Raw genomic sequence first — 15,855 nt, 5'->3', positions numbered from 1 at the left:
TTACTGTGGTTCACCTGACCAAATCCGGCCTGAAATTTTCACGCCGTATTCGTGACGATGTTGTCTTTGATCAGTATGAGCCGGGCTTCCCTTCCCACCAGAATGCCATCGATCTCCTGCCCGGCTGGACAAGCAGCTTTCCCGCAGAGCTTCAGTTGACCGCCGGTTCACTGGCGCTGTTTGCTGATCCGCGGATCGCATGGATGTTGGAGCGTATGGGCTCCCTAGCCGGCAAAAGGGTGCTGGAAATCGGGCCGCTGGAGGGGATGCATACATATATGCTCGACCAGCAGCATGCGGAGCGAATTGATGCGGTAGAGGCCAATCAGCAATGTTATTTGCGCTGTCTCGTCACCCGGGAGATTTTGGGGCTCCGTTCCGCGCACTTCCATCTCGGCGACGCTCTGAAATGGTTGAGAGAGCGCCCTGACAGATATGATCTCATCGTGGCTTCGGGCGTGCTCTATCACATGTCCGATCCCATCGACTTGCTTAAACTTGTTGCCGCTCGCTCCGATGCCGTTTTTCTCTGGACCCACTACTTTCCGGACGACCCACAAGAAGGCGAAAGCTGGCAAAAACCCTTTTCCGGCAAGGTCGTGGCGCGCGAATACAACACGATGCGCATCAGATTGCATGAAAGAAGCTACAGAAGAGCAGCTGCAACCGCATCCTTTTGTGGTGGGCCGCGCGACCGGCATTATTGGATGAATCGAACAGATCTCCTAATGCTTCTGACGTCCTCTGGCTTTAAGAGCATCGAAATCATGGGCGAGGACAGACACCACCGTTATGGTCCGTGTTTTTCGCTCCTTGCGCGACGGACAGCGTCATGAAATCCAGTTTTAAGCAGCGGTCTCTTGCTCTTTAATCTCGAACACGACACGGGCTCGGCAATAACCGGATACCTGGTTCCGGACGGCTTCGCAGATCGGCCGAGGATCATCGTACGCGATGGTCCCGACACGCTGTTTGAGATGGAATGCAACGAAATGCGCGAAGCGGTCGTTCGCGCGGGGCGACATGAGACCGGCATGATCGGCTTCCGCGTCGATGAAACGCTCTTACTCGACATCCAACATCGAACGGAACTATCGGTCTGGGATCAGAAGTCCGGCCTTCTGATCTACCGACGTGCTCCAACCGGTGATCTCGTCAAGAAGAAGCTTGTTCGTGTCGAGACCCAGATGATTCCCTTCCTCGCGATGGACAAGGCGATCAAGCCGCGCTTTCAGTATGGCGCGGATGGCGTGGATCGCTTCGGGCTCGAGACGGTGCAGCAGATGTTCCATCTGAACGCCGTGCCGTCGATCTATCTGGCTGGGCGACTGCAGATAAAGACGTTTACGGAGTTTCTCGATCGGGATTTTCAGGCGCTCGCAGTCGTCAATGATCCCTATATGGAGATGGCCGAGCGCCTGTTCCTGTTGCAGCGCTTCAAGTCGGTGCCGCAGGGGATATTTGGAGACCGGGACCGAATGACGTTTGGACCAGCTGTCGAGCACTTCGCTGGTGTCGACCTCGGTTCGACGTCTTCGCTGAAAGAAGCGCTGAAGTTCATGCCCGATCCGGTCTTCAAAATCCTGAATGCGCCCCTCACCCGACAACTCGCCACGACGACGACCGACGACAAATTGGGCCCCAATGCGGTGCCGGCGGCGGTCGACATGTTGTCACGTTTCGCAGTGGTCGGATTGCGCGAGGCGCCGGAGACCTATATCGAACCGATAGCCGAACTCATCGGCGTCGAGCCCTCGATCTTGCCCGAAGCGAGCAACTTTTCGCAGATTGCGTCGATCGCCGATCGGCTCCGCGATCTGCCGATTGCCGAGAAATTGCTCGAAAAGGACATAATCGTCTACCATTTCGCACGCCAGGCGATCCTTGATAGCTACAAGCGAACCGCGGACCTTTGATCAGGGCTCATGTGCCCTGCTGGAGAACTGCCCATGGCGGCCACCAAGACCGCGCAAAAGGACAAGACCGGGACCTTCCAGGTCGACGCCGAGGCGCTCGACGGTCGCAGCCTGCGCACCGGCGACGGCACGATGCCGAGCACGACCAGCGGAACGGCCGTCGGCGTCAAGGAAATCGACGCCGAGACCACGGTTCCGCAGCCGGCGACCGGCGGCGGCTTCTGGCGGCTGAGCACGATCAGCCTGCTTGTCTGCGTTGCTCTGCCCTTCATCCTGGCCTGCTTCTATTATTTCGCCATGGCCACCGACCAGTATGTGGCCGAGACGCGATTTGCGGTGCGCTCCCTCGCATCCGGGTCCAGCAGCGATGCCAGCGGCCAGCTTCTGACGACGAGCCCGCTGGCGCAGGATGGGTATGTCGTCACGAGCTTTATTCACTCGACCGAAATCTTGCGACGCGTCGAAGAGCGCGTCGATCTGCGCAGCTACTTCCAGCGTGACGAGATCGATTATTTCTCGCGGCTTCCAGAGGACGCGACGCGCGAAGATCTTCTGGATTACTGGTCGGATCAGGTAACCACCTATATCGATGGGCCGTCCGGTATCATCACGCTGCGGGTGCGCGCCCATTCGCCCGAGGATGCACGTGAACTGGCCCAGTTGATCATCGAGGAGAGCGAAATCCTCGTCAATCAGCTCTCGGAACGCGCGCGCGCCGACTACATCCGGCGCGCCGAGCAGGAAGTCGCAACGACGTCCGAGGGTTACGAGACGGCGCTGACACGGCTGAACGCTTTCCAGAACGACCGGAGCATACTCAGCCCGGAAGCGCAGGCGACCGAAACCGGCCAGCTTCTGACGGGGCTTCTGCAAGAGAAGCTGACCGTCGACAGCCGTCTGTTCGTGCTTGCCCAGAATTCGATCAGCGACGCGCCGCAGGTGCGCCAGTTGGAGAGAACGCAGCAGGCGCTCGACGCACAGATTGCCGAGCTGCGCGGACAACTGGCCTCCGGTGACACCGCAAACGGCAACCTTTCCAGCTATTTGCGCGAGTTCGCCGAATTCGAAACGGAGCGCCTGCTGGCGTCCGGTCTCTACGAGGCGGCCCGGCGCAATCTCGCGCAGGCGGAATTGGAGGCGGATCGTCAGGCGATCTACGTGACCGTGTTCGTCGAGCCGAGCGTTCCGGAAGATGCGCGCTATCCGCAGCGTTTCATCATGCCGCTTCTCATTCTGCTCGGCTGTGCGATTGCCTGGGGCATCGTCGCGCTCATCATCGCCTCCGTCGAAGACCACCGGACTTAAGGGGCGGCCTGATGACGGAAACCACGGTCGAACTTCGCAACGTCACCAAGTACTACAAGACCGAGGGTCGCAAGAAGATGATCCTGGACAAGGTCACGCTTGCCTTCGAACGTGGCTATTCCTACGCCATCCTCGGCGTCAACGGCGCGGGCAAATCGACGACACTCCGGCTGATTTCCGGCTCCGAACTGCCGAATTCAGGCAAGATCAAGCGCAACGTTCGCGTGTCCTGGCCCCTTGGCTTCGCCGGCGGCTTCCACCCGATGATGTCGGGGCGCGACAACCTCAAATTCGTCGCACGCGCCTATGGCGCCGATGTCGGCGAGGTGACGGAATTCGTCGAGGATTTCGCCGAGCTCGGCGACTACATCAAAGCGCCGATCAAGACCTATTCGTCCGGGATGTCGGCCCGCCTCGCCTTCGGTCTTTCAATGGCCATAGAATTCGACTGTTATCTCATCGACGAGATCACGGCGGTCGGCGATGCGCGTTTCCAGGCCAAGTGCCGAAAAGCGTTTCTGCGGCGCCAGGAGACCGCCGATCTCATCGTCGTGTCGCATTCGATGAGCACCGTCAAATCCTATTGCCAGCGCGGGATCGTGCTGGTCGATGGTCATCCGATCTATTTCGACGACGTCGAAAATGCGATCGAGACCTACTACAGGCTGAACCGATGATGCTGGGCGCATATCCATGAGCGACAGGTCCGACGAGATCACCGGCGATCGCCAGCCGATGTCGGCGCTCGATCGCAACAAGCAAGCGACGACTGCGCTGGCCGTGGTGGCGCGCAAGCTGCGCTTGACGACGTCTCAGCGCGGCAAGCTTTATGCCTCGGTCGGCCTGCGTCCGCGCGGCATCGACAAGCTCATGAAGGCGCTGTTCATCGCCGCCTTCGCGATTTTCTTCGCCTTGCCGAACATCGCCAGCGGTCTTTACTACGGGCTGCTCGCGTCCGACCAGTACATGTCCGAAACACGCTTTACGGTGCGGACATCCGAGCCGATGCAGGCGGCCGACCAATTCGGCGATATGAGCGGCATCCCTTCCGCCAAGATCGTTCAGGACACGCAAATCGTCGCCAATTACATCATCAGCCGCACCATGCTGGAGCGGCTGGAGCGCGAGGCCGATTTCATTGGGCGCTACAGCTCGGACGAGGCCGACTGGCTGGCGCGCCTGCCCGAAGGCGAGACGATCGAGGAACGGCTCGAATACTGGGAATCCATGGTGGATGTCGGCATCAGCCCGTCGAGCGGCATCATCACCGTGCAGGTCCGCGCCTTCAGCGCCGAGGATGCGCGGGCACTCGTACAGGAGGTGGTCGCTGCCTCCGAAGCGCTGATCAACGACCTGAACGACCGAATCTGGAACGACGCGACCGCATCGGCGCGCGATCAGGTCGAGCGCGCGACGGCGAGCCTGAGCCAGGCACGCCAGGCATTCGAGACGGCGCGCAACGAGTCGGGCATCCTGGCCGTGGAAGAAACATCCACGTCGCTGTCCGCCCTCCTCACGCAGTTGATGGGCGAGAAGATCGAGCTCGAAGGCCGGATGAATGCGGTCAGCGATAATGTTTCGCGCGATGCGCCGCAGATGCGGGTGCTCGCAGGCGAAATAGAAGCGAAAGATCAGCAAATCGCTCAGTTGCGCTCGCAGATCGCAAGTGCGAGCGGCAGCGGCACCACGCTTGCCGATACGTCGACCGTTTTTTCCCAACTCACACTGGAGCAATCGATTGCGGAGCAGCAGCTGACGGCGAGCATCACGGCGCTCGAGCAACTGCAATATCTCAGCCAGCAGCAATTGATGTATCTCGACCCGTTCCTTGCGCCGACCTTGCCGGACGGGGCGGAGTATCCCCGCCGCGCCTTCTGGAGCATGATCATCTTCGTCGTGAGCCTGCTCGCCTTCGGCATCGTGGCCGGCATTCTGTCGATCGTGAGAACCCGCCTTGGCTGATGCCGTCATTGGCGCACAAAGGTCGCTTTTCGACCGGTGGTCCGATCGCGCCTACCGGGCGGTGCCCAGGCCTCGAGCACTTGCATCGCCGAAGGGTCGCGCGGCTGTAAGCAGCGTTCTCGTTCTACGAAAAGGCAACAACCCGACTTACAGCTACTATTTTGATGCCCGCCTCAAGGCACTGTCTCCGCTGCCTTATCAGTCGCGCTGCATCGATAGCGAGAGCCTCGAGGGCATCGATCCCGAAGGGCTCTTCGTCATCATCTGCCGCTATATCAAACCGGCACAGTTGCGCTGGCTGGAGCGGCACCAATCAGAGCTCGCCGGTGTCGCGCTCTTCATCGACGATGACATCGCGGCATTGCTGACCGGATCCGAAGCGGTGTGGCATTACCGCATTTATCTTGCATCGATGACGTTGCTGCCGCTTCGTCGGCTGAACCGGCTGTTGACGCATGTGTGGGCGTCCACGCCGGCGCTCATGGAAGCGCTCGCAGCGGGGGATCGCCCGGTGTCGCTGCTGCCGCCTGCCCCGGATACGGCCGAGCATCTGCCGCTGCGCGCCAAATCACTCGAAGGCCCGGTGACCGTAGCATTCCACGCCACCGGCGTGCATGGTCAGGAACACCGCTTTCTGGTGCCGATCGCGCAACGGGTGGTGGCGCGGCGCCCGAATGTGCGGTTCGACATCCTCGCTCAGGGCAACGATCGGAAGCTCTGGCTTTCTGCCGGCCTCCCGGAGCACCAGTTGCGGATCGTTCCATTGATGCGCTGGCCGGAGTACCACCGCCATTCGCGCGAGACCGGGGCGGACATCTTCGCCGTGCCGTTGATGCACAATCGCGAGAACGCCGCGCGCGCCGATACCAAACGGATCGATTGCGCCCGCCTTGGCGCAGCAGCGATCTTTTCCGACAGCCCCGCTTATGCTTCGCGCCGGCATGCGGACGAGATCCATATCGGCAACAACCCGGACACCTGGATCGAGACATTCCTGGACCTCGCCGACAATGCATATCGACGGCAGGTGGCCGCACAGGCGACGCGCGATGTTGTGGCCGCCATGTCCGATGATCTTCGTTTCCCAGACATGGTGCTTTCGCCATCGCCGCCGCGTTGACTATGGGCGGCAAGTCTTCCAGAAAGCAGCCGATTCACGCGCATATGCGGGTGAAGTGCTCTAAATTTCCATTCCCATTTGAAACAGGCCATCATGCTTGAGCCGATCAACGATCTCGCCGTAATCGAGCCGCCGGTCGTCTGGCGCAGTCTTGGCGACGATCCCCGCTTCGTCATTCGGCTGCCCTTTATCCGCGAGAAGCGCTATCTCGTCTTCCGGCTGTCGGTCGAAGAAGGCACGATGGAGCCGCAGCTCTATGTGAATTTCGGCCTGGGCTTCAAGGAACGCCAGTCTTTCAACCCGCGCAGTTCGCGCCGTCACGCCATTCTGATCGATGTCGGCGGGATCGGCACTGTCCGCTCGATCCGGCTGGATCCGAACAACCGGCCGGGCGACTTTACTTGCCACGCCGACGCCTTCCGCAGCCGGGCCGAGGCCGAAGCTGTCGCGGAGGCCTGGTGCCAGGGAACGCCCGGCGCGGTTCGCAGCAAGTTCGGCCGGCTGAGCCGGCTGATCTTCTCGGGCCTGCCTTTCGGCTTCGGCAAAACCAACAAGCTCGCCCAGCATCTGGAAGAAATCTACCAGCTGGCGGCCATCGAGACGGCGGAGCTATCGTTCGAACCGTCCGAGAAGCCGTTCCTCAGCCTCGTGGTGCCGGTCTATAACGCGCCAGACCGATATCTGGACGAATTGCTGCGTTCCTTCCGACAGCAGATGGCGGGCACGGTCGAACTGATCCTCTCCGACGATGCATCGCCCTCCTCCACGACCCAGGCCTGGCTCGACAAGGCGGAGGCGTTCGAGGACGTGACCGTGGTGCGCAACCCGGTCAATCGCGGCATTGCCGAGACGACCAATTCGGGCATCGCGGTCGCGACGGGAGAATGGATCGCGCTGCTCGACCATGACGATGCGATCGCGCCGTCGGCGCTGGCGCTGATCCGCGCCACGATCGAGCGCAATCCGGGCGTCGAATTCCTTTATACCGACGAGGTGGTAACCGACGGCCGCCTCACACCGACCAGCCTGATGGCGAAGCCCGCCTACGACCCTGTGCTGCTTTCCGGCGTCAACTACATCAACCATTTTTCGGTCTATCGCGCGGAGCGCCTGCGCGACCTCGGCGGGCTGCGCCCCGGCTTCGAGGGCTCCCAGGACTACGATCTGCTGCTGCGTTATCTGGCGGACCTCACCGACGACCAGGTGATCCACCTGCCCTATCCCGCCTATTGGTGGCGTCGCGACGGCCGGACCTATTCGCGCCAGAACATGGAACCATCGACCGACAGCGCGCGGCGCGCGATGAAGGAGGCCTATGGCAGGCGCGGCGACGACGTCGATATCGTGCCGGCGCTGACCGACACGCTTCACAAGGTCGAGTTTCTACGCCTTCGCAACGCCCTGCCGAAGCTCTCCGTCATCATCCCCAACAAGAACGGCCTACCGCTCATCCAGCGCTGCCTTTCGGATCTGATGGAGAAGACCGACTATCCGGACTTCGAAGTCGTCATCATCGACAACGGCACGACCGACCCCGCGGTTCTGGCGCTCTACGATCACATGACGAAGCGCCATGACAACATTTCCGTCGATATCGAACCGGCGAAGTTCAACTTCTCCCGCGCCGTCAACCAGGGCATTGCAAAAGCGAAGGGCGAGCATTTCCTGCTCCTGAACAACGACATCTCTGTCATCGATCCCAGCTGGATGAAGGAGATGGTGGCGTGTCTGGCGTATGAGAAAGCCGGCATCGTCGGGGCCAAGCTTCTTTATCCCAACGATAAGATTCAGCATGCCGGCGTGATCGCTGGTTTCGGCGGGCTTGCCGGCCACTGGTATCTCAATCGTTCGGCGAATTTCCCCGGACCGATGAACCGGCTGCATGTGCGCTCCTCGATGAGCTGCGTTACCGGGGCAGCGATGCTGATTTCAGGCGACTGCCGCGCCGAGATCGGCGCGTTCGACGAGGAAAATTTTCCCGTCGCCTACAATGATGTGGACTATTGCCTGCGCGCCTACCGTGCCGGTTGGCGGGTGATCTGGACGCCGTTTGCCTGCCTGCACCACCACGAGTCCGCGACGCGCGGCTCGGAAAAGAGCCCGGAGAACAAAGTGCGTTTCGAGCGCGAAAAGGACAATCTGCGCCGCCTGCACCGCACCACGCACTTCGTGGACCCGGCATCGAGCCCGCTGCATTCGCGAGACCGGTCGAACCCGGAACTGCAGAAGCTCGACCACCTGCCGCAGGCTCGGCACTGGCTGCCGAAGCACTAAGCCTAGTCCGTCGCGCCCATGCGCTCGTCCAGCGAAGCGGGTTCAGGAGACGCCATGTCCGAGGCCGCTTCCGTAGGCTCGGGCTCGGGCTCGCCGACAAATTCCAGCAGAATGTTCAGCCGGCGCGCATCGCCCATTTCAGGCGTGATGCGCAGCCTGAGTCCGTTTTCGACCCTATCGACGCGCTCCATGTCTTCCAGAGCAGCGATGTGACCCGTCGGCAGTTCCATGCCGTAATTGCGCACTGCGCTGCGCATGGCACTCAGCACGGTATTGCGGGCGCTATCGGACGTCGCGGCATCCAGTTCGTTCAGCTTGATACGGATCGTCGGCGGATCAAGGCTCCCACGCCCGCGCACCAGCGTGAACAGGGAGGTTGCAGGCCCCTCGTCGGGCACCGGTTCAACATTCGCGAGAACCGGCGAGCACTCCCAGGCGCCATTGCGCAGGAGCACAGATTGCAATCCCGGTTCGACCAGACCGAACACGGACAGGGCGCCGCACAAAACTTCCGGTCGCGCCGTCACGCGCTCCACGCGCTTCGAGAGAAGCCGCGACGGTCGGTCCGTGGGCTGGCGCAGCGACTTGATGCGACCGCCCTTGTCGATCGGCTCGACTGTCTGTCTCGTTTCGGCCTCTGGCTCCGACGCCTGGGCGAATGTGGGTGACGGCTCGACGACCGCCACAAGGGCAAGCGTTGCGATGAGACCGAAAGCCGTTTTGCGCAATCGCAGTGGGCGCACCGTCTTCATCCTTGAAACCAATTCAGTCCATCGTCCCCTTTGCGCGCAACCTAGCACGCAAGGGATCGAAGCAGCATCAACCAAGCTAGCGATCGGCCCGCTCCGCCGTTCGGTCCAGCCAGCGATTGATGGCAGGGCGGGCAAGGCTGGAGAACCTGCCGAGAAGCGACACGCGCAAACCGGGATAGATGGCGAATTTGCCTCGCTCGAAATCGCGAACGACGCTTGTCGCCAGTTGATCGGCCGTCATGATGCCGCCTGACTTGGTAATCCTCGCGGTTTCCGGCGGCTTCAGCCTGCTTTCCGCTTCCAGCTGGGGCGTTTCGGTGTCTGGCGGAAAACAGACGGCGACCTTGATGTCATGGCGGCGCGCTTCAGCCCGCAACGATTCCGCAAAGCCCGCAACGGCGAATTTCGATGCCCCGTAGGCCGTGTAGCCGAACAAGCCCACGAAGGCGGCCGCGGACGAGACAAGCAGGATTTCGCCGCTGCGTCTCTGCGTCATGCCATCGTAGACCGCCCGCACGGCATGGACCGTGCCGTGGAAATTGATATCCATCTGCTCGCGGAAACTGTCGGCATCCAGCGCTTCGAAATAGCCTGGAACGGCAACGCCTGCCGAGGTGATCAACCGCGTCGTCGGGCCGAACTCTGCTTCGGCAGCCGCGATCGCCGCCTCCAGCGCCGCTGCGTCACGCACATCGGCGGAATGCGTGGACAAAGTACCGCCCGACGCCGCGAGCTTGTTCTTGCAGGCGACAAGGCGTTCGGCGTCCCGCGCGATCAGGGATACGCGATCGCCGCGCGCGAGGTGCAGACGGGCGAAGGCTTCGCCGATGCCGCTCGATCCTCCGGTGATGACGACATGCTGCATCGCTGTTCCTGTTTAAAGCTAGTGCGCGGGAGGCAGCGGCGGCAGGCCGTATCCGGTCTCGCCGCTCGCCGCCAGGGCATCCATGCGCCGGACGATCTCGGCGATGGCGGCTTCCCTGCCCTCATCGCCGTAGAATGTGCCGCGCACCTGGATATCCATCAATGCCCGCAGGAAGAGCTCGAGGAAAGGCCCATCCACCGGCTCCGGGTCGCGCCAGAAACTGTCGATGCCGCCCTGGTGGGTCAGGCCTTCAATGTCGAACACGGCGGACCCCATGGCGATCGACGGCTTGCGGTTCATGATGCAGTGAAGGCCGACCGTTGAATTCACGTAGATCACCCCCTGCGAAGAGCGGATAAGGTTGCCAAGATCGCCACCGCGGATGAGATCGGTGCGCCCGACGATGCCATGACGCTTTTCGAGCCGCTTCAGCCTGCGCGGCCAGTTCTCGAGCCCATTGTCGAGCGGGTGCATCTTGAAGAGCAGTCGGCGGTCCGCCGGCGCGTTTTTGGCGAAGGACGAGACGATCTCCTCAAGGAACTCTTCCAGGTGATCGTAGGGCGACGAAGCGCGGATCTGGTAATCCTGCTGCAATTGCATCGCGACCATGTTGTAGGGCGCATTCTCGCGCATGAGCCGCGCTTCGACTTCACCCGCGCGACGCTTGGCGCGCAATTCGCCCGCCAGCACGACGAGCCAGGCGAGATAATCGAAGCCCGGCCAATAGTAGCGATCGGAGCGGTAGAAGGGATAGGCCGGCCGACCGGCTTCCGAGAGCAGCGCGAAGGTGACTTCGCCGAAGGCTTCCTCGGAAAACGTATGGTGATAGCGCGGCCGCAGATCGGGCATGGCATGGCGCGCGGCACGCTCAGCGATGCCTTCGCGGGTCTTTGGAAAAAGGGAGCGGGCGCCCATCGCCTCCGGCTCGAAGGTCAGCCAGTCCGGACGCAGATAGCCGAATTCGATCGCCCAGCAGCGCACGCCGAGGGAGCGCGATATCTCCAGCGCCTCGGCGTGATACGGCAGACGGTCGGCATAGTAATAGATGTCGGTGACGCCGTTGGTCCGGATGAAATCGGTCAGCCAGGCACCCCACTTGCCCATGCGCCCGCGGTAATCGACGGCACCCTTGCGGCGCCAGAAGACGCGGTCGCCGAGCGAGAAATTCACCTTCAGTACGCGATGGCCGGCCGCGTCCAGGCCATCGCCCAAGGCGCTCCAGAAGCGCGATGGGTGGCCCTGGAGGAACAGGATCGTCAGGCGTTTGGTGTCAGACATTGCACAAGCTGCGGTGGATCGGCGCCCGTCGATTGCACAGGCCGACCGCGCGTGCAATGTTAAATGCCAAGTGCGCGCGTGACGCGCTTCCCCACCGATGAATGACAGATCGCCTGCCAGTGCGCCGTTTCCTTTTCCTGCAAGGCCCCTCCTCTCCCTTCTTCGCCCGTGTTGCGCGTGAGTTGAGGCGCTCAGGGGCCGAGACGCTGAGGGTCGGCACCTGCCCCGGCGACCGGCTCTTCTGGCTTTCCGGCGCAGGCGACTACGTCGCGTTCCGCAAGGCGCCCGAAGCCTGGCCGCAAACCGCGCGTGCGATCATGGAGGACAGGGCGATCACCGATCTCGTCTGCCTCGGGGATGGTCGGCCGTTCCACCGCGACGCAATCGGCGTCGCCAGGGATCTCGGCATCCGGGTATCCATCGTCGAGCAAGGCTATCTCCGGCCCGGACTGTTGACGATCGAGCCGCATGGCATGGGTGGACATTCCGGCATCCCGGCTGCATTCGAGGCGGATCGACAACCTCGATTCCCCCTGGCCGAGCCTCGATCGTTCAAATCGAGCTTTCTGCTCTATGCGGCCTACGATGTGGCCTATCATTTTGCCAATCTCGTCGGTGCGCCATTCGCCTATCCATTCTACCGCAACCATGCCCTTCACAGCACGCTGGACGAATGGCGCGGCTGGATCGGCAAGGCCCTGAAGCGATCGGCACGACGCAACGCCAGAGACCGAGCGCTGGCCCAGATCGAGCATCATGACGGCTCCATTTTCCTGTTTCCGTTGCAGCTGGAGACCGACTACCAGATCCGCCAGCATGGCTATCGCGACGGGCTTCGGACGGCACTCGCCGATGTCGTTGCGTCCTTTGCGACGCACGCACCGAAAGACGCGCTGCTGGTGGTCAAGGTCCACCCGATCGACAATGGGCTGACGCCCTGGGCCGCGATCGTCGACGATCTCAAGAAAGACCATGGCTGCGAGCGGGTGGTCTTTCTCGACGGCGGCGATCTCGATCGGCTGATGCAGCGCTGTGCCGGCATCGTTACCGTGAACTCGACGGTAGGACTGTCGGCGCTTGCGTTCGGCAGACCGGTCAAGGCGCTCGGCAGCGCGATCTACGACCTGGAGGGGCTGACCGACGATCAGGCGCTGGATCGATTCTGGCAGGCACCCATGCTGCCGACGCCGACAAGGATGTCGGACTTTCTGGTGTTTCTGAAGTCGGCCGTCCTCGTTCCGGGTGCCTTCGAAGGTGAAGGCGCGATCCCCGGCGCTCGAGCCGTGGCAGACCGTCTCATCGCTCCGCCCCCTTTCTGAATTGGATTTCAATCAGGCGCCAAGTGGTCTATTGGGGCGTGGAGGGCCCACCTGACATCCTGGCATGCAAGACATTGTTTACCGATCAGGCTCTATCGTTTCTTCTGGCGGAGTGGCCGCGCTTGCATTCTTGGTGCCAAAAGGACACACCGGCTGCCTCTCCCGAAACGCCAACTGCGGCTTTGGTTTACTTTTGGGCACCACGTTCTAAAGATGCGGCCGAGCGGGGCTCGGGTACCGAATGCGAGTGAGGACATACCATTTTGATTAGTCGACAGTCTGGGACCGCCCTGCGCGTCAAGCTCATCTGTGCGACCGCAAGCCTTGGCGTTCTGGCCGGTTGCCAAGCATTGCCGGGCGAAGGCCCAAGCGCGCTCTCGATCGCATCCACCGCCGGCCAATCCGCCGCAGAGCAGAGCCGCCCCACGGCCACCGTGTTCGACGTCGTCCAGGTCGACGCCTATTCCGCGCGCCTGGTGGCGGACTACACCGCGCGCATGCTCAATCGCCGTTTCGGAATCGGAAGCGCAGGCAATACCGCTCTGATCGGCATCGGCGATCAGGTCCAGGTCACGATCTTCGAGGCCGGCGAAAGTGGCCTGTTCTCCACCGCCGAATCGAAGCAGACGTCGCTGCAGCTCATCGTCCAACCGGACGGCCAAGTGCCCATTCCCTATGTCGGGTCCGTCCAGTTCGCGGGACGCACCGCCGAACAGGTCCGCCAGTCGATTCTCTCTTCGCTGCGCGACAAGGCCGTAGAGCCGGACGTCATCATCACCACCACATCGACCGATTCTCGCGCCGTAACGGTTGCCGGCGCGGTCAACGCCTCCCAACAGGTCGCGCTGTCGCTCAGCGGCGACCGAATCATGGATGTCATCGCCAAGGCCGGCGGCCCGCGCGAGGAGCCCTACGAGACCTATGTGACGCTGACCCGTGGGTCGAGCACCGGCACCGTGCTTCTGAAGACGATCCTCGAAGATCCGTCCGAGAACATCTTCGTCCAGCCGAACGACCAGGTCTTCGTGACGCACGATCCGCGCACGTTCACCATCCTCGGCCAGACCTCGTCCAATTCGCGCATTCCGTTCGGCTCGAACGACCTGAACCTCCTGGAAGCCATCGCGCTTGCCGGCGGTGGCGAGGATGCTTCGGTCGATGCGCGGGGCTTCTTCGTGTTCCGCTACGAAGAGCCGGAGATCGTCAAGCTGCTCGTCGGCGAGGCGCGCCTGAAAGCTTTGACGGACAAAGGCTATGCCACGGACAAGCACGGCCGGCTGCCGATCGTCTACCAGTTCGACATGCGCAATCCGGACAGCCTCATCACGGGCCAGACTTTCCCGGTCAAGAATCGCGACGTGATCTACGCATCGCGCCATCCTACCGTGGACATCCAGCGCTTCCTGTCGCTCGTGTCGCAGCCCGTGGGCGTTGCAAGCGGCGTCATTACGCTCAGCGAGTAATTTACAGCGCAGGCAATGCCCTGCACACGCGAATTTCCTGCCGGGCGCATTGATTAGTCCGGCAGTTTTCTTTACGACGCACAGGCGTTACGGAGAGGTGGCCGAGTGGTCGAAGGCGCTCCCCTGCTAAGGGAGTATACCGGGAACGGTATCGAGGGTTCGAATCCCTTCCTCTCCGCCATTTCCCAAGGATTCAGTTCCCCTACCCCACGTCTGATGCGGCCACCCGCAGAGCAAAACAGGCTCATGCAAGCATGAGTAGGGGAACTACGGGGAAGGCCTTCCCGGTCTGTGGTTCATCCGCTGAAAGCCCCTCGGTGGACAATCGAAGCACCAACAGCGCTGCCGTGCGCAGAGCTATTCATTGGCCGCATCTCGTCCTTCTTCGATATGCTCCTCAGCCTCTTCGAAGTCTCCTTCATCCGGCTGATCTGCCTGCTGTACGGCGGCAGCCGCGGGTTCATGGCAGAGTTCGACCAGGATCGGGTAATGGTCCGAGCCGATATCCTCCAATCGCCGAAATTCGCCGAGGGTCCACTCTTCCGAGGCGAACAGGTGATCGAGCGGCCACTTCATCAGCGGCCAGTCCGCATTGAACGAGGCATAGAGACCGCGTCCAATTCGCGGGTCCAGAAGGCCACTGATTTCCTGGAATAATGTGGTGGTAGAAGACCAGGCAACGTCGTTGAGATCGCCTGCCACTATCGCCGGCGAAGACGCTTCAGACGCCTCCTTGGCCACAATCAGAAGTTCCGCATCACGCTCATCCGTATCATCGTCGGGCCGGGGCGGAGATGGATGAACTGCCCAGAGAGAGAACTCCTCACCGCTGGGCAGAGCAATGCGCGTGAAAATGGATGGGATATCATCCTCGAGGATATAGCGGATCTCGCCATCGATGAGGGGCAGTCGGGAATAGAGGCCGATGCCATAGGTGTTGGAGAGCGGTTCGAGGATCGTCTGGGGGTGCGAATCCGCCAACCTTTCAATCTCGCCGACCCACCATTCATCGATTTCGGTCAGTAGGATGATATCAGGATCCGTTTGCTCGGCGAGTTGAAGCAGACTTTCGGAATTCCTGTTCTCCTGCAGCACATTGGCCATCAGGAACCGCACTCGCTGGTCGGCGGTGCAAGCGTCAGTCGCGATCATCTGAATTTTCCAGACCGCCGTGTATGGAAGGATCATCCACACTTGCCACACCAGCGAGACGATCGACATGGCGGTGACGACGAACAGCGTTCCAGCTTTGCCTCGTTGTGTCAGCCAATAAACGATCAGGGCCACAGCCAGCAGGGCAGCGATCTGCAAGCGGGGAAAATCGAGAACCCTGATCCACCATTCGTCCGTTTCGATCAGCGCCAAGCCAGTGGCAGCCGACATCAGCACGCAGACGAAAGCTGCTACCCTGCTGGTCCACCGTCTCGCGGTCGAACGATCTTGCTGGCGGAATTCGCGGTCGCGCATTCGAAATCAGTCCTAATGGAGGAAGCTGCAAATAGTCGTCTGCGCAGTGGCACCAGATGCCATATCCGCGAGGCTGGACATTTGAATGTACGCCGTAGAGAAGTCGGTGCGCAGTGACAATGGCAGTTGCAGCA

13 protein-coding genes and 1 tRNA gene are annotated in these 15,855 nt (G+C 61.5%); 10 read left to right on the top strand and 4 right to left on the bottom strand.

The window, feature by feature from the left end; all coding sequences use genetic code 11:
• The first annotated feature begins 5 nt into the window (after positions 1 to 5).
• The 7 genes from GC125_RS09290 (at position 6) to GC125_RS09260 (ending at position 8,577) form a co-directional block, all read left to right on the top strand.
• Complete coding sequence (locus GC125_RS09290; RefSeq protein ID WP_286165446.1) at positions 6 to 836, top strand: class I SAM-dependent methyltransferase; 831 nt, start codon at positions 6 to 8, stop codon at positions 834 to 836.
• 24 nt (positions 837 to 860) lie between these two features.
• Entirely contained in the window at positions 861 to 1,916 is a 1,056-nt protein-coding gene (locus tag GC125_RS09285; protein ID WP_151985419.1) for a hypothetical protein, read from the top strand.
• Between the two features lie 33 nt (positions 1,917 to 1,949).
• On the top strand, positions 1,950 to 3,221 hold the full coding sequence (locus GC125_RS09280; RefSeq protein WP_199864533.1) for a KpsE/RkpR family capsule polysaccharide export protein: 1,272 nt from the start codon (positions 1,950 to 1,952) through the stop codon (positions 3,219 to 3,221).
• 11 nt (positions 3,222 to 3,232) lie between these two features.
• Positions 3,233 to 3,898: an ABC transporter ATP-binding protein gene (locus tag GC125_RS09275; protein ID WP_151985417.1), complete on the top strand. Its 666-nt coding sequence runs from the start codon at positions 3,233 to 3,235 to the stop codon at positions 3,896 to 3,898.
• Between the two features lie 16 nt (positions 3,899 to 3,914).
• Positions 3,915 to 5,183, top strand: coding sequence for a KpsE/RkpR family capsule polysaccharide export protein (locus GC125_RS09270; protein ID WP_151985416.1), 1,269 nt, complete (start codon positions 3,915 to 3,917; stop codon positions 5,181 to 5,183).
• Positions 5,176 to 6,303 (top strand): glycosyltransferase family protein, encoded by a 1,128-nt coding sequence (locus tag GC125_RS09265; protein WP_151985415.1) that lies wholly within the window; start codon positions 5,176 to 5,178, stop codon positions 6,301 to 6,303. The genes GC125_RS09270 and GC125_RS09265 overlap by 8 nt, the downstream gene beginning before the upstream one ends.
• A 93-nt stretch (positions 6,304 to 6,396) precedes the next feature.
• Positions 6,397 to 8,577, top strand: a complete 2,181-nt coding sequence (locus tag GC125_RS09260) for a glycosyltransferase family 2 protein (RefSeq protein WP_286165445.1) — start codon at positions 6,397 to 6,399, stop codon at positions 8,575 to 8,577.
• 2 nt (positions 8,578 to 8,579) lie between these two features.
• Here GC125_RS09260 and GC125_RS09255 read toward each other — a convergent pair whose 3' ends face one another.
• The 3 genes from GC125_RS09255 to GC125_RS09245 all read right to left on the bottom strand — a co-directional run bounded on the left by GC125_RS09255 (position 8,580) and on the right by GC125_RS09245 (position 11,472).
• Positions 8,580 to 9,320: a DUF6030 family protein gene (locus tag GC125_RS09255; protein WP_151985414.1), complete on the bottom strand. Its 741-nt coding sequence runs from the start codon at positions 9,318 to 9,320 to the stop codon at positions 8,580 to 8,582.
• Between the two features lie 85 nt (positions 9,321 to 9,405).
• Positions 9,406 to 10,194, bottom strand: coding sequence for an SDR family oxidoreductase (locus tag GC125_RS09250; RefSeq protein WP_151985413.1), 789 nt, complete (start codon positions 10,192 to 10,194; stop codon positions 9,406 to 9,408).
• Between the two features lie 18 nt (positions 10,195 to 10,212).
• Positions 10,213 to 11,472, bottom strand: coding sequence for a capsule polysaccharide biogenesis protein (locus tag GC125_RS09245; protein ID WP_151985412.1), 1,260 nt, complete (start codon positions 11,470 to 11,472; stop codon positions 10,213 to 10,215).
• 119 nt (positions 11,473 to 11,591) lie between these two features.
• Here GC125_RS09245 and GC125_RS09240 point away from each other — a divergent pair, with 119 nt between their 5' ends.
• From GC125_RS09240 to GC125_RS09230, 3 genes are all read left to right on the top strand, one after another.
• A complete protein-coding gene (locus tag GC125_RS09240; RefSeq protein ID WP_199864532.1) occupies positions 11,592 to 12,791 on the top strand; it encodes a capsule polysaccharide biogenesis protein in 1,200 nt (399 codons plus the stop codon).
• Positions 12,792 to 13,054: 263 nt separating this feature from the next.
• Positions 13,055 to 14,254 carry a polysaccharide biosynthesis/export family protein gene (locus GC125_RS09235; protein ID WP_502706044.1) on the top strand — a complete coding sequence of 400 codons (1,200 nt, stop codon included), beginning with the start codon at positions 13,055 to 13,057 and terminating at the stop codon, positions 14,252 to 14,254.
• Positions 14,255 to 14,345: 91 nt separating this feature from the next.
• Positions 14,346 to 14,435, top strand: a tRNA-Ser gene (locus tag GC125_RS09230).
• 176 nt (positions 14,436 to 14,611) lie between these two features.
• Here the strand turns inward: GC125_RS09230 and GC125_RS09225 are convergent.
• Positions 14,612 to 15,721, bottom strand: a complete 1,110-nt coding sequence (locus GC125_RS09225; RefSeq protein WP_151985410.1) for an endonuclease/exonuclease/phosphatase family protein — start codon at positions 15,719 to 15,721, stop codon at positions 14,612 to 14,614.
• Positions 15,722 to 15,855: the final 134 nt, after the last annotated feature.

The organism is Rhizobium sp. EC-SD404, assembly GCF_902498825.1.
Lineage (GTDB): Bacteria > Pseudomonadota > Alphaproteobacteria > Rhizobiales > Rhizobiaceae > Georhizobium.
Note: the sequence above shows the minus strand (reverse complement) of the source record. Positions and strands in the feature narration are given on the sequence as shown.

What these genes read in the sequence shown, in the direction of transcription:
- GC125_RS09280 (WP_199864533.1), top strand. Translation starts at nt 1,950, where the DNA reads ATGGCGGCCACCAAGACCGCGCAAAAGGACAAGACCGGGACCTTCCAG.
- GC125_RS09275 (WP_151985417.1), top strand. Translation starts at nt 3,233, where the DNA reads ATGACGGAAACCACGGTCGAACTTCGCAACGTCACCAAGTACTACAAG.
- GC125_RS09270 (WP_151985416.1), top strand. Translation starts at nt 3,915, where the DNA reads ATGAGCGACAGGTCCGACGAGATCACCGGCGATCGCCAGCCGATGTCG.
- GC125_RS09260 (WP_286165445.1), top strand. Translation starts at nt 6,397, where the DNA reads ATGCTTGAGCCGATCAACGATCTCGCCGTAATCGAGCCGCCGGTCGTC.
- GC125_RS09250 (WP_151985413.1), bottom strand. Translation starts at nt 10,194, where the DNA reads ATGCAGCATGTCGTCATCACCGGAGGATCGAGCGGCATCGGCGAAGCC.
- GC125_RS09245 (WP_151985412.1), bottom strand. Translation starts at nt 11,472, where the DNA reads ATGTCTGACACCAAACGCCTGACGATCCTGTTCCTCCAGGGCCACCCA.
- GC125_RS09225 (WP_151985410.1), bottom strand. Translation starts at nt 15,721, where the DNA reads ATGCGCGACCGCGAATTCCGCCAGCAAGATCGTTCGACCGCGAGACGG.